Genomic DNA, 13667 nt, shown 5'->3' with positions numbered 1-13667 from the left:
CCGTCATGGTGGCTGCGTGCCCATTTTCCGAGCACCGGCGGCGCTGTCGCGGCCGGACAGCACGAGTATAGGCATCCGCAGTGCCAAGCTGGAGGGATGAGAACAGTTCAGCTGCGCCGGTACACCCTCGTCGACGGAGAGTACGACGCGTTCCTGTCCTGGTGGAACGAGTGGATGCCCCGCGTGCGTTCCGAGGCGGGCTTCCGCATCGACGTCGCCTACGGCATCCCCGAGACGAACGAGTTCGTGTGGGCGGTCAGCGCCGAGGGTGATCAGGAGGCTTTCCTCGAGCGCGAGCGCATCTACATGGCCTCGGCCGCGCGCGCCGAGGCCTTCGACGGCGTGCCCCAGCGGGTCGCGGAGTACACCGTGCGCCTCGTCGACAGCATCGTCTGACCCGGATTCCCGGAGTCGCCTCCGCGCCCCGTGGGGCGATGGGGCGTTCAGCCGCCGAGCGCCTCTCGGATGAGCGCGGCGGACCGGTTCAGGCGTTCGGCGATGCGGGCGGGGTCGTGCGCGGTCGCGAGATACACGACCGCGATCGCCGCCGGCTCGCGCCCGCGCAGGGCGAGCGGGACGGCGACCGCGTGCAGGCTCGGGATGACCTCGTCGTGACTCGTCGCATACCCGTCCGTCGCCACGGACGTCGCCGCCGCGCGCACCTCGTCCGACGTGCCGGCCGGCCAGCGTCCCTCCGGCAGGAGCGACAGGATCGCCTTCCCCGGCGCGCCGACCGTGACGGGATGCCGCGTGCCGGGGCGCTGCGCGACGGAGGCCACCGCATGTCGGGGCTCGACGCTCGCAAGGGTGATCGCGTCGTCGTGGTCGCGCACCGAGAGGAAGCACGTCATCCCGAGCTCGTTCGCCACGGCGGTGAGTTCGGGGAGGGCTTCGGCCTGCAGATCGTGCGCGACGCCGGCGGCGAGGGCGGCGAGCCGTGAGCCGAGCACGACCCGGCCGGCGGCATCCCGCGCGGTGAGCCCGTGGTCTTCGAGCGTGCGCAGCAGGCGGTACGCGACCGACCGATGCACCGCGAGCCGCCGCGCGACCTCGTCGATCGACAGGGGCTCGCGGGCGTCGGCGAGGATCTCCAGGATCCGGATGCCGCGGCTGAGGGTCTGCGACGGTGCGGTCGCGGCATCCGGCATCGATCTCTCCCTTGTCGGTGTGGGGCGGAACGTATACGATCTGTTCATCAGTAGAACGGTGTGTTCGAATATAGAACGCGCTGGATGCTCACGCAAGACGTGAGACCTCGACACCGCCGTCCGAGGAGGACACGATGCAGTTCCATCACCACGGGTACGTCTCGGCCGATCCGCGTGTCCAGGAGCCCGCCGGTGCCGGTGTCGACCGTCCGGCCGAGCTGCCGGACGAGATGGATGTGCTCATCGTCGGGTCGGGACCTGCCGGCATGCTCCTCGCGGCGCAGATGTCGCAGTTCCCGGATGTGACCACCCGCATCATCGAACGCCGCGACGGCCGCCTCGTCCTCGGTCAGGCGGACGGCATCCAACCGCGCAGCGTCGAGACCTTCCAGGCGTTCGGATTCGCCGAGCGGATCGTCGCCGAGGCCTACAACATCGCCTACATGAACTTCTGGGGTCCTGATCCGGAGAACCCCCGCAACATCGTCCGCACCGCCCGCACAGAGGACTACGCGTTCAAGATCAGCGAGTTCCCGCACCTGATCGTGAACCAGGCCCGGGTGCTCGACTACTTCGCCGAGGCGGCGGCCCACGGTCCCGGACGCATCGTGCCCGACTACGGCGTCGAGTTCGTCGGCCTCACCGTCGACGATGAGGGGGAGTCCCCGGTCGAGGTCCGCGTCCGCACCGCCGGCGTGGAGCGCACGGTGCGCGCGAAGTACGTCGTCGGCAGCGACGGCGCGCGCAGCGGCGTGCGCGAGGCGATCGGTCGCACCCACGTGGGCGCGTTCGCCGCACACGCGTGGGGGGTCATGGACGTCCTCGTCAACACCGACTTCCCCGATTGGCGCACGAAGTGCGCGATCAATTCCGAGGCGGGCAACATCCTGCACATCCCGCGCGAGGGCGGGTATCTCAGCCGCATGTACATCGACCTCGGAGAGGTCGCCGCCGCCGACGATCGACGTGTGCGGCAGACGCCGGTGGAGGAGATCATCCGCCGTGCGAACGAGATCCTCCACCCCTACTCGATCGACGTGAAGCAGGTCGCCTGGAGCAGCGTCTACGAAGTCGGCCACCGCGTGACGGATCACTTCGACGACGCCGCCGACGAGAGCGGCCGGGCGCCGCGGGTGTTCCTCACCGGCGACGCGTGCCACACCCACAGCGCCAAGGCGGGGCAGGGCATGAACGTCTCGATGCAGGACGGCTTCAATCTCGGCTGGAAGCTCGGGCACGTGCTGACCGGACTCGCGCCCGCGTCGTTGCTGTCGACCTATTCGGCGGAGCGTCAGCCCGTCGCGCAGCAGCTGATCGACTTCGACCGCGAGTGGTCCTCGCTCATGGCACGCAAGCCCGAGGAGATCTCGGATCCGACCGAGCTCGCGACGTTCTACCTCGGCACCGCGGAGTTCCCCTCCGGCTTCATGACGCAGTACGGCCCCTCGGCGATCGTGACGGATGCGGGCCACCAGGAGCTCGCCGCCGGCTTCCCCCTCGGCAAGCGGTTCAAGAGCGTCGAGGTCGTCCGCGTGTGCGACGGCAACGTCGTCCACCTCGGCCACCACGCGAGAGCGGACGGCCGTTGGCGCGTGTACGCGTTCGCGCCGGCCGGCGACGCGACGGCGCTGCACACGTGGGCGGACGCGGTCGCCTCGACGATCGCCCGGTTCACTCCCGACGGCGCCGACGTGGACGCCGTGTTCGATGTGAAGGCGATCTACCGGCATCCGTTCGAGAAGATCGACATCACCCGGGTGCCCGAGCTGTTCCTCCCGCGCACCGGGCCGCTCGCCCTGACGGACTGGGAGAAGGTGTACGCCGCCGGCCCGAGCGCCTGGACGGATGCCGACATCTTCGCCGAGCGTGGTCTCTCCGATGACGGGGTAGTGGTGGTGGTCCGCCCGGATCAGTACGTCGCCGGGGTCTTCCCGCTGGCCGCGACCGAGGCGCTCGCCGGGTTCTTCGAGACGGCGCTGCTTCCGCAGTCCGCGCCCGCGCCCCTCCGCTGACCCGCCTGCGCGGCGAGGTCGCCGGGCAGCTCTGTACACGGTGTACATCGTCCCGGCGCCGAGTCCCGACCAGAATGACACGTGAACCCTGAGCACGAAGGAGCCCCGATGACCGAGAACCGCGAGTCCGCGCTGCTGGCTGACGTCCCCGACGGCCTGTTCATCGGCGGCGAATGGCGTGCAGCGAGCGAGGACAAGCAGCTGCGCGTCTTCGACCCCGCGACCGGGCGGGTGGTGAAGACGATCGCCGATGCGTCTCCCGAGGACGGCAAGGCCGCGATGGATGCCGCCGTCGAGGCGTTCCCGGCGTGGTCCAAGACTCCGGCGCGGGAGCGTGCGGAGATCCTGCGCCGCGCATTCGACCTGCTGCAGGAGCGCAAGGAGGACTTCGCGCTGCTCATGACGATCGAGATGGGAAAGCCGCTCGCCGAGGCGCGCGGTGAGGTCGGCTACGGCGGGGAGTTCCTGCGCTGGTTCAGCGAGGAGACCGCGCGGGTGCAGGGGCGTTACGGGGCGAACCCCGAGGGCACCGGCCGGATGATCGTGTCGCAGCATCCGGTGGGCCCGTGCTTCCTCATCACCCCGTGGAACTTCCCGCTCGCCATGGCGACCCGCAAGATCGCCCCCGCGCTCGCCGCGGGCTGCACGGTGGTCATCAAGCCCGCCGAGCTCACCCCTCTCACCACTCTGTACTTCGCCAAGCTGCTGCAGGACGCCGGCGTCCCCGACGGGGTCGTGAACGTCTTCACCACCTCCACCTCCGGGGCCGTGTCGGAGCCGATCATCCGCGACCCGCGTCTGCGGAAGCTCTCCTTCACCGGGTCCACCGCGGTCGGGCAGAAGCTGCTCGAGCAGGCTGCGCAGGGGGTCCTCCGCACCTCGATGGAGCTCGGCGGGAACGCGCCGTTCGTGGTCTTCGAGGATGCAGACCTCGACAAGGCCGTCGACGGCGCGATGCTGGCGAAGTTCCGCAACATCGGCCAGGCGTGCACGGCGGCCAACCGCTTCATCGTCCACCGCTCGGTCGCCGACGAGTTCGCCCGTCGCGTCACCGAGCGCGTGCAGGGGATGAAGATCGGTCGCGGAACCGAGGAGGGTGTCGTGATCGGTCCGCTCATCGACGACCGCGCGGTCGCCAAGGCCGACACGCTGGTCAAGGAGGCCGTCTCGCGCGGCGCGCAGGTCCGCACCGGCGGGACCGCGCTGGACGGCCCCGGCACCTTCTACGAGCCGACCGTCGTCACCGACGTCCAGCCGGGAAGTGACATCCTCCGCGAGGAGATCTTCGGCCCGGTGCTGGCGATCGTCCCGTTCGACACCGAGGACGAAGCGGTCGCGATCGCGAACGACACCGAGTACGGGCTCGTCTCCTACGTCTTCACCGAGTCGCTCTCGCGCGGTCAGCGCATGATCGACAGGCTCGAGACCGGCATGATGGGCCTGAACGTCGGGGTCGTCTCCAACGCCGCGGCACCCTTCGGCGGGTGGAAGATGTCCGGTCTCGGCCGGGAGGGCGGTGCCGAGGGCATCCACGAGTACCTGCAGACCAAGTACACGCTCACCGCCAACCCGTACGCCTGACGAGGTTGCCGTCGGACGTCAGCGCACGGCGCCGACGGTGAGTCCGCCGACGAGCCACCGCTGCAGGAAGACGGCCACGGCGAAGACGGGCAGCACCCCGATGACGGATGCGGCGGCGATGCGCCCGTAGTGAGGCGTACGGTCGCCGTAGAAGAGCGACAGGACGACGGGGAGGGTCTGCGCGTCCGGACTCTGGGTCAGGAAGGTCGCCAGCAGGAATTCGTTGTAGTTCAGCACCGCGACGATGATCCCCACGGCGATGAGAGCGGGGGCGAGGAGCGGACCGACGATGGAGACGAGCAGTCGCGCCGAGCCGGCACCGTCGATGTTCGCCGCCTCCTCGATCTCGATCGGGAGTCGGCGGATGAAGCCCTCCAGCAGCCAGATGGCGACCGGGATGTTGACGAGGGCGTAGACGAGCGTGAGTCCGCCGAGGGTGTTGTTGAGCCCGAGCACGCGCAGGAGCGTGAACAGCGGGACGACCGCCACGATCGGCGGCAGCAGCCACGGGCTCATGAGGGTGGCCCCGAGGGTCTTCCCGCCGGTGCGGTAGCGGACGATCGACCACGCGGCGGGAAGGGCTGCGGCGAGGGTCAGGAGCGAGCCGCCGATGGCGGCGACGAGGGAGTTCAGGATGCCGCGCAGCAGGTCGGTGCCGACCACGACGTCGCTCCAGTTCGACCACTGCGGAACCGTGGGCACGAGGATGCCCTGGCCGGTCTCGTCCCGCCCCATGAGGGACACCGATACCAGGTACAGCAGGGGCACGGTGAAGAACAGCACGAGCGCGGTCAGGATGATCGTCGCCACCGCACTGCGGTGATCGAGACGTGGGCGAGGCCGAGGGAGTGCGATGCGGTCACTCATGGGTGCGCTGGAGCTTTCGGGTGAGGGCGACGACGGGCAGGGTGACGACGGTGACGAGCACGGCGAGCAGCAGGGTCACGACGGCGGCGCGGCCGACGTCGAATTCGCGGAGGGCGGATTGGTAGATGACGTACGACGCGAGCGTGGTGGATTGGCCCGGCCCGCCGGAGGTCATCATGAAGACCAGGTCGAACACCTTGAACGCCAGAACGAGTCGGATGAAGAAGGCGGCTGCCACCACGCCGGCGATCGCCGGCAGGGTGATCGAGCGGAACAGGCGCCACCCGTGTGCGCCGTCCAGCCGGGCAGCCTCGATGATCTCCGGGTCTTGGCCGAGGAGCGCGGTGAAGACCAGCAGTGCGATCAGTGGCGTCCACTGCCAGACGTCCGCCACTGCGACGCCCGGCAGGGCCCAGGTGGTCGATGACAGCGGCGCGATCGCGTCGCGAGGCAGGCCGAAGACGCCCAGGACGACGGCGAGGAGCCCGCCGCCGGGGTTGTAGATGAGCTTCCAGAGGGTGCCGACCACGACGGGCGGCGTCAGGAGCGGGAGCAGCAGCAGCGTCATCACGAGCGACCCGCGACGCACCGCGCCGTGCAGGGCGAGAGCGGCGACGACCCCGAGCGCGAGGCTGGCCGCCGCCACCGCGACCGCGTACACGGCCGAACGCCCGAGAGAGGCGACGATGTCGTCGTCCCCGAGGATCGCTGCGAACGTCTCGGCGCCGACGAAGTCCTGGAAGGGTTTCCCGAGCGAGGATTCCGTGACGGATGCCGCGGCGATGAAGATCAGCGGGTACAGGCCGAGGACCAGCAGCGCCAGAACGCTCGGGGCGACGAACAGGCGACGCGCCCGGACCGGTCCCCGCGGGGATCGAGCCGGGCGCGTGGACGCCGGGGCGTCAGCCAAGGATGCCCTCCCACTCGGCCTGCGTGGCGTCGAGCGCTTCCTGCGCGGTCACCTCTCCCGCGACCAGCTTGGCAAGTTCGTCGGTGAGGATCTCGGCGGCGCGCGTGGCGTTCTTGCCCGTCGGCCAGGCGAGGGCGCCGTCGAGCGTCGCACGGTTCACGCGCTGCAGCTCGGGATACTTCTCGCCGTAGGCGGCGCTCTCTAGCGACGAGATGCGGTTGGGGTCGATGCCGGTCTGCGGGTCGGCGACGAGCAGCTCCTCGTTGACCTCGCTCGAGGCCGCCCAGGCGATGAAGTCCTGCGCGAGCTCGGTTTTGTCGGTGTTCTCCGCGATCACCCAGGTGAAGCCGGCCACCAGCGAGGCGCGCGGCTGGGTGTTCTCGCCGCCGACGGGAAGCAGGGAGACGCTCCAGCTGTCGGCTACGGTGGAGTCAGGGTTGATCTGCGAGCCGACGCCGAGGTCGGTCCAGTTCTCGATGAATCCGGCGTTGCCGGCATACCAGGCGGAGTTGCCCTCGCCGAAGGCGGTCTCGGCGGGGGTCGGGTACGCGGAGTCCAGCGACGCGGCGAGCGACTCGGCCGCGGCGACGGCCTCCGGGGAATTGATGACGGGTGCGCCGTCCTCGTCCACGAACTCGCCGCCGAACCCCGCGAGGCGGTTGGCGAAGCTCGCGCCCAGGATGAGCGGGGACTTCTGCCCGAAGATCACGTTGCCGTAAACGCCGTCGGCGTTCTCGGCATCCGTGATGGTGGCCGAGACGGCGTCGTACTCCTCCCACGTGGTGGGCGGGGTGGTGATCCCGTTCCGCGCGAGGATCTCGTCGTTGGAAAAGAGGACGTGGGTGTCGCCGTCGAAGGGCAGCCCCCACCGCTTGCCGTCGTAGAGCGTGTAGGCGTCATAGATCGACGGGATGAAGTCGTCGGTCTCCAGCTCGGGGGTGTCGTCGATCCAGTCCGTCAGGTCCTGGATGGCGCCGGCGCTGGCGAGGTCGCCGATCGAGACGTACCACGGCGCGGCGACGTCGATCGTGTTCGCCCCGGACTGCTGGTCGAGGGCCAGGGTGTTGCCGATCTCGTCGTAGGGCACGATCACCGGATCGATGCGCACACCCGTCTCCTCCTCGTAGCGTGCGGCGAGCAGGTCCGCCGCGCCCTGGTGCGAGGTGATGAGGAGGACGGTGAGCGATTGATCCCCGCTTCCACCGTCGGCGGAGCCGGCGGCGGACGCGCAGGACGTGAGGGCGAGGGCGGCGGCGGCGCCGACGGAGACGACGGCGAGGCGGCGCGGGAAGGCTGCGGACATCGGAGGGACCTCTCGGGTGACGGGGCGCGACGGTGCAGTGCCGCGGATCGTCATTGTTCGCGCAGTGGCGCCTCGCCTGCACGCCCCGCCGTCACGCATCGACACGCGGCGTCATGAAAGGCGCCCTGTGTGACGGAGGATGACGGGGTGTGACGCGCAGGAGGGGGCCGGCCCCACTCCGTTGCTACGGTTCCGGACGACCGTGTCCCCTCACCGGGCGCGGCGCGACCGGAAGGAGCTCCATGGCTTCGCGCATCATCATCAACGCGTTCGAGATGAGCTGCGTCACGCACCAGGCGCCCGGGCTCTGGCGGCATCCGGACAACCGCGCGGACGAGTACAACCGCCTGTCGTACTGGACCGAGCTCGCTCAACTGCTGGAGCGGGGCACCTTCGACGCGATGTTCATCGCCGATGTCGTCGGGGTCTACGACGTCTACCGCGATTCCGCCGCACCGGCCCTGCAGGATGCCGCGCAGATCCCGGTCGGGGACCCCCTTCTGCAGGTGCCCGCCATGGCCGCGGTGACCGATCATCTCGGATTCGGCGTGACGATCGCCTCGACCTATGCCCAGCCGTACGCCCTGGCGCGCACCCTGTCGACGCTCGATCACTTCACCGACGGCCGAATCGGCTGGAACGTCGTGACGTCGTACCTCGACAGCGCCGCGCGCAACCTGGGGCTCGGGACCCAGATCGCCCACGACGACCGCTACGGCATCGCGGACGAGTTCCTCGACGTCACCTACAAGCTGTGGGAGGGATCGTGGGAGGACGACGCCGTGCGTCGGGATCGCGACGCGGGCGTCTTCACCGACCCGGCCAGAGTGCACCCGATCGCCCACCACGGCACGCACTTCGACGTGCCCGGCATCCATCTCGCCGAGCCCTCGCCACAACGGACCCCGGTCATCTTCCAGGCCGGGGCGTCGCCTCGCGGGCAGGAGTTCGCCGCCCGCCACGGGGAGGCGATCTTCATCAACGGGCTGACCCCGGAGCTCACTCGGCGCACCACCGACTCGATCCGCGCGAAAGCCGCCGCCATCGGTCGCCCCGCGGACAGCGTCAAGATCCTGACCCTCGCCACCGTGATCGTCGCTGAGACGGACGAAGAGGCGTACGCGCGGTACGACGAGTACCGCGCCTACGTGTCGCTGGAGGGTGCGCTGGCGCTCTACGGGGGATGGTCGGGGGTGGACCTGTCGACGCTCGACCCCGATGAGCCGCTCGCCTACGTCGACACCGACGCGGCGCGCTCGGCCCTGTCGATCTTCACCAAAGCCGACCCCACGCGGCAGTGGACGCCACGGGACATCGCCGACTACGTCGGCATCGGGGGGATCGGTGCGGTCATCGTCGGCAGCGCCACGACCGTCGCGGACGAGCTCGAACGCTGGGTCGAGGTCGGCGGTGTCGACGGGTTCAACTTCGCCTACGTCGTCTCGCCGGGGACGTTCGAAGACATCGTGACCCACCTCATCCCCGAGCTGCGCCGTCGGGGCCGGGTGTGGGATCGCTACCCGGAGGGCACCCTTCGCGACCGCCTCTCCGGGCGGCCCACGGTGCCGGAATGGCACCCCGCCCACCCGTACCGCGGCGCTTACGCCGGTGCCCGCAGCGCCGCCGACGGCGGCGCTGCCCTCACGACCGTCCCCGCTGGAGGAGAGAGATGACCATCGCCGACACCGACACCGCTCGGACGCACTGGACGGGCACGGCGGACGCCGCCGAGCGCGCGCAGTGGGATGCCGTGGCCGAGGGCGTTGCGGATCAGCTCGCCGTCGACGCCCTGGCCCGCGATCGCGCGAACGCGCAGCCCTTCGCGGAGAAGCGACTCCTGCAGGAATCGGGGCTCACCACCCTGCTCGATCCCGCGGAACTGGGCGGGGGTGGCGCTCACTGGGAGAGTGCCTACCGCGCCGTGCGCATCATCGCCCGCCGTGACGCCTCCATCGCGCAGCTCCTCGGCTATCACTACATCAACTCCGCCAACATCGCGCTCATCGCTCCACCCGCCGAGCGCGGGCGCTGGTTCCGCGCCTCGATCGCCGAGCGCTGGCTGTGGGGCGACTCCGTCAATCCCGTCGACCCCAACCTCACCCTGACCGAGGACGGCGAAGGCTTCCGCCTCGACGGCTTCAAACGGTTCTCCACCGGGTCCGGCGTCGGGGAGGCACTGCTGGTCAACGCCGTCGTCAAGGGCGGCGACCGCGACGGGGAGTTCGCCTACCTCGTTCTCCCGTTCGGGCACCCCGGCGTCGAACTCGTCGACGATTGGGACCATCTCGGTCAGCGACTCTCCGCGAGCAACACGGTGCGGTACCACGACGTGCGCGTCAAGCCGGCTCATGTGCTCGGGTTCGGCACCGACGAGCCGTTGCAGAGCTTCGTCACCCCCGGCATCCAGCTCGTGTTCGCGAATCTCTACCTCGGGATCGCCGAGGGCGCGCTGGAGCAGGCGAGGGCACTCACCGTCGCCCGCCCGAACGCCTGGTTCCTCTCCGGGGTGCCGACCTACGCCGACGATCCCTTCGTCCGCCGCCTGTACGGGGAGCTCGTCTCGCGCGTCGCTGCGGTGGAGGCACTCGCCGACGTGGTGGGGCGCGAATTCGACCTGGCGATCGGCCGGGGTGGCGAGGTCACCGCCGAGGATCGCGCCGATCTCGCGTACCGCATCGCACAGCTCAAGGTTGTCTCCAGCGACACCGCCGTGGACGTCGCCAATCGCGTGTACGAAGCGACGGGAGCCAGCTCGACCGCATCGAAGGTCGGTCTCGATCTGCATTGGCGGAACGTGCGCACCCATTCCCTCCACGACCCGGTCGACTACAAGAAGCTGGAGGTGGGAGCGCACTTCCTCACCGGCGTCGTACAGCCGATCTCCCTCTACACGTGAGCGCTGTGGATGCGGGCGCTGTGGACGTGAGCATCCCGGAGGCGAGCGCTCACGATCGCCTCCGGGACGAGCTCCCCGATGACGTCGTCGACCGTTTCGCGCGCCTTCTCGAGGGCATCCGAGACGGTTCCGCCGATCGCGACCGGGACCGCGTGCTGCCTTTCGAAGCGCTGCGCGCACTGCGCGACGCCGGGTTGCCGGTCGCGCGGCTCCCGCGCGACCGCGGCGGGCTGGGGCTGGACTGGCCGCAGTTCGGTCGTCTTCTGATCGAGGTCGCGGCGGCCGACCCCAACCTGCCGCAGATCCTGCGCGGACACGTCGCGCTCGTCGAGCAGACCCTCACGACGGACGACGCCGCGTTCCGAGAGCGCTGGCTCGGCCGCATCGGCGCCGGGCAGATCTCAGGCAATGCGTGGAGCGAGCCGTCGGGATCCACGCACGCGCGGGCCGGAACCGAGCTCGTCGAGGACGACGCCGGCGCGCTGCGGGTGCACGGCCGGAAGTTCTACACGACGGGCAGTCTCTTCGCCGAATGGACGGATGTCGTGGCCCACCGGGTCTCGGACGCGACCGACGTCGCCGTGCTGGTGCGGCTCGATCAGCCGAGCGTGACCGTGAGCGACGATTGGGACGGCATCGGCCAGCGGCTGACCGGGACGGGCACGATCGTCTTCGACGGAGCATCCGTGGACGCGCAGGACGCCGTCCCGGTGGCCGCGCGCTTCCCCTACCAGACCGCGCTCTATCAGTTCGTCCTTCTCGCCGTGCTCGCCGGCATCGCCCGGACCGCCGTGGAGGATGCCGCCGCCGCGGTGCGAGCGCGCACCCGGTCGTACAGTCACGGTTCAGCGGCGCGGACGGCCGACGACCCGCAGATCCTCGGCCTGTTGGGGGAGCAGTCGGCGGTCGCCTTCGCCGTGCAGCGCACCGTCGTCGCGGTTGCGGACGACCTCGAGCGCGCCTATCGTGCGGCGCGCGCTGCGGCCCAGGCGCCGAGCGAGGCCACGCGTGCCGAGGCGCTCGCAGCTGCCGGCCTCGCCGAGATCCGCACCGCGCAGGCCCAGTCCTTCGCGACACGGGCCGTCCAGCAGCTCACCTCGCGCATCTTCGACGCGCTGGGCGCCTCCGCGACCGCGCGCGGCACGGGGCTCGACCGGCACTGGCGGAACGCCCGCACCGTCTCCAGTCACAACCCGGTGCTCTTCAAGGACCGGTGGATCGGCGAGTACGAGGTGCACGACCGGCTCCCGCAGCCCCTCTGGGCGGTGGGCACCCCGGTCGAGAACGCGTGACGGAACGGCCTCCGGCGCCCTCCCGAGGCTGCGGGAGGCTCGATGCTCCCGCGTTCTCGACGGTGGACTCGGCTGAGGATCGCGCCTCGGCGGCTCAGCCCTCGGCGTGCCGGTCGAGGAAGGCGTAGACCTCCGCCTCCTCGACCCCGGGGAACGTCCCGCGGGGGAGCGGCGAGAACATCTGCATGTGCACGCGCGCGCTCGGCCAGGCCTTGCCCTCCCAGCGGGCGGCGATCTCGGCGGGCGGGCGACGGCAGCACGATTCGTCCGGGCAGGTCGAGGAGGCCCGGCTCGCCGTCTCGCGCCCGCGGAACCAGCGCGCGTCGTCGAAGGGCACGCCGACGGTGATCGAGAACTCCCCGTCCGTCGTCGTCCCCGTCTGGGTCGAGCACCAGAAGGTCCCGGCGGGGGTGTCGGTGTACTGGTAGTGCTCGGTGGTGCGGTTCTGCTCCTCGAACGCCGAGCGCGCCGAGAAATGGCGGCAGACGACCTGGCCCTCGATCGCGCCGGTGACGTCCATCGGCAGGGGTAGGTCGTCGTTCTCGTAGACGCGCGAGATCGCCCCCGATCCGTCCACCCGCAGGAAATGCAGACGGATGCCGAGGTGCGCCGTCAGCAGGTTCGTCATCCGCATCCCGGCGGCTTCGTGGGTGACCCCGAACGCGTCGCGGAAGTCCTCGACTGCGAGATTCCGGTCCTTCTTCGCCTGCTGGAGGAAGGCGACGGATGCCGTCTCGGGCATGAGGCAGCACGCGGCGTAGTAGTTGATCTCCAGGCGCTGCTGGAGGAAGTCGGCGTAGTCGACGGGGCGCTGGTGCCCGAGGAGGCGGTGCGCCATCGCCTGCAGCGCCATGGAGCGGAGCCCGTGCCCGCCGGGGATGGACGCCGGCGGCAGGTAGATCCGACCGTTCTCGAGGTCGGTGACCGACCGCGCGGAGTGGGGGAGGTCGTTGACGTAGAGCAGCTCGAAGCCGAGCTGCTCGGCCATGATGCTGACGGTGCGGTGGGTGAGCGCGCCGGTCGTGTGCCCGGCGGCCTTCAGCTGCTTCTCGGCGAGACGCTCGATGTCGGCGAGGTAGTTGCCCTTCTCGCGCATCCGCAGGCGCAGCTCGGTGTTGGCCCGCCGGGCCTCCTCGGGCGTGGCGATCGTCTCCCGTTCGCGGCGCTGCAGCTCGCGATGAAGACCCAGGATCGACTCGATCGTCTCGTCGCTCATGCTCTTGGTGACGCGCACCGGCGCGATCCCGAGACGTCGGAACACCGCACCGGACTGCGCCCGCTCGAGCTCGATCTCCAGCGCCGCGCGCCGGTTGGGCGGTTCGGGGGAGAGGAGGTCGGTGACGTCCACTCCCGTTGCGGCGGCGATGGCTTGGAGGAGGGAGAGCTTCGGCTCGCGCTTGCCGTTCTCGATGAGACTCAGCTGGCTGCCCGCCACCCCGACGCGCTCGCCGAGGTCGTCGAGGGTGAAGCCGTGGGCGAGGCGCTCGTGACGGATGCGGTGTCCGAGAGTGGACAGTTCGAGTGCGGTGGCGGCCATTGTTTGAGAATAGCGAAAGAAATGCAACTCTTGCCATCGGTTTCGGGTGGAAAAGCAGGCGACAGAGGCGGAAAGTGAAAGGAGACCCCGATCCGGCACCACCGATCGCACAGGAGCGACA

General features: G+C 70.1%; 11 protein-coding genes. 6 read left to right on the top strand and 5 right to left on the bottom strand.

What is annotated here, in order from left to right; translation table 11 throughout:
• The first annotated feature begins 96 nt into the window (after positions 1-96).
• On the top strand, positions 97-396 hold the full coding sequence (locus KZC50_RS00460) for a hypothetical protein (RefSeq protein WP_310890199.1): 300 nt from the start codon (positions 97-99) through the stop codon (positions 394-396).
• Positions 397-443: 47 nt separating this feature from the next.
• On the opposite strand, the gene KZC50_RS00455 is transcribed toward KZC50_RS00460, so the two are convergent.
• Complete coding sequence (locus tag KZC50_RS00455) at positions 444-1148, bottom strand: IclR family transcriptional regulator (protein ID WP_310890198.1); 705 nt, start codon at positions 1146-1148, stop codon at positions 444-446.
• A 134-nt stretch (positions 1149-1282) separates the two neighbouring features.
• Between KZC50_RS00455 and KZC50_RS00450 the strand changes: the two genes are divergently transcribed.
• Together KZC50_RS00450 and KZC50_RS00445 are read left to right on the top strand one after the other, a co-directional pair.
• Positions 1283-3160: an FAD-dependent monooxygenase gene (locus KZC50_RS00450; RefSeq protein ID WP_310890197.1), complete on the top strand. Its 1878-nt coding sequence runs from the start codon at positions 1283-1285 to the stop codon at positions 3158-3160.
• A gap of 108 nt (positions 3161-3268) precedes the next feature.
• Positions 3269-4741: an NAD-dependent succinate-semialdehyde dehydrogenase gene (locus tag KZC50_RS00445; RefSeq protein ID WP_301133749.1), complete on the top strand. Its 1473-nt coding sequence runs from the start codon at positions 3269-3271 to the stop codon at positions 4739-4741.
• A gap of 18 nt (positions 4742-4759) precedes the next feature.
• On the opposite strand, the gene KZC50_RS00440 is transcribed toward KZC50_RS00445, so the two are convergent.
• Genes KZC50_RS00440 through KZC50_RS00430 form a run of 3 tightly spaced genes read right to left on the bottom strand, consistent with a single transcriptional unit; the run spans position 4760 to position 7821 of the window.
• Positions 4760-5551, bottom strand: a complete 792-nt coding sequence (locus tag KZC50_RS00440) for a carbohydrate ABC transporter permease (RefSeq protein WP_310890196.1) — start codon at positions 5549-5551, stop codon at positions 4760-4762.
• A 49-nt stretch (positions 5552-5600) separates the two neighbouring features.
• On the bottom strand, positions 5601-6518 hold the full coding sequence (locus KZC50_RS00435; protein ID WP_301133753.1) for a carbohydrate ABC transporter permease: 918 nt from the start codon (positions 6516-6518) through the stop codon (positions 5601-5603).
• Positions 6511-7821: an ABC transporter substrate-binding protein gene (locus tag KZC50_RS00430; RefSeq protein WP_310890195.1), complete on the bottom strand. Its 1311-nt coding sequence runs from the start codon at positions 7819-7821 to the stop codon at positions 6511-6513. The genes KZC50_RS00435 and KZC50_RS00430 overlap by 8 nt, the downstream gene beginning before the upstream one ends.
• A gap of 242 nt (positions 7822-8063) precedes the next feature.
• Between KZC50_RS00430 and KZC50_RS00425 the strand changes: the two genes are divergently transcribed.
• From KZC50_RS00425 to KZC50_RS00415, 3 genes are read left to right on the top strand one after another with little or no spacing between them, the layout of a single operon-like run.
• A complete protein-coding gene (locus KZC50_RS00425; RefSeq protein ID WP_301133756.1) occupies positions 8064-9494 on the top strand; it encodes an LLM class flavin-dependent oxidoreductase in 1431 nt (476 codons plus the stop codon).
• Positions 9491-10717 carry an acyl-CoA dehydrogenase family protein gene (locus KZC50_RS00420; protein ID WP_310890194.1) on the top strand — a complete coding sequence of 409 codons (1227 nt, stop codon included), beginning with the start codon at positions 9491-9493 and terminating at the stop codon, positions 10715-10717. The genes KZC50_RS00425 and KZC50_RS00420 overlap by 4 nt, the downstream gene beginning before the upstream one ends.
• Positions 10718-10737: 20 nt before the next feature.
• Positions 10738-12009 (top strand): acyl-CoA dehydrogenase family protein, encoded by a 1272-nt coding sequence (locus KZC50_RS00415; protein ID WP_310890193.1) that lies wholly within the window; start codon positions 10738-10740, stop codon positions 12007-12009.
• Positions 12010-12103: 94 nt separating this feature from the next.
• On the opposite strand, the gene KZC50_RS00410 is transcribed toward KZC50_RS00415, so the two are convergent.
• Positions 12104-13546, bottom strand: a complete 1443-nt coding sequence (locus KZC50_RS00410) for an XRE family transcriptional regulator (RefSeq protein ID WP_053549010.1) — start codon at positions 13544-13546, stop codon at positions 12104-12106.
• Between the last annotated feature and the right edge of the window lie 121 nt (positions 13547-13667).

This window comes from Microbacterium aurantiacum, from assembly GCF_031625015.1.
Taxonomy (GTDB): Bacteria; Actinomycetota; Actinomycetes; order Actinomycetales; family Microbacteriaceae; genus Microbacterium; species Microbacterium aurantiacum.
This window is presented reverse-complemented; position numbering and strand designations above follow the sequence as displayed.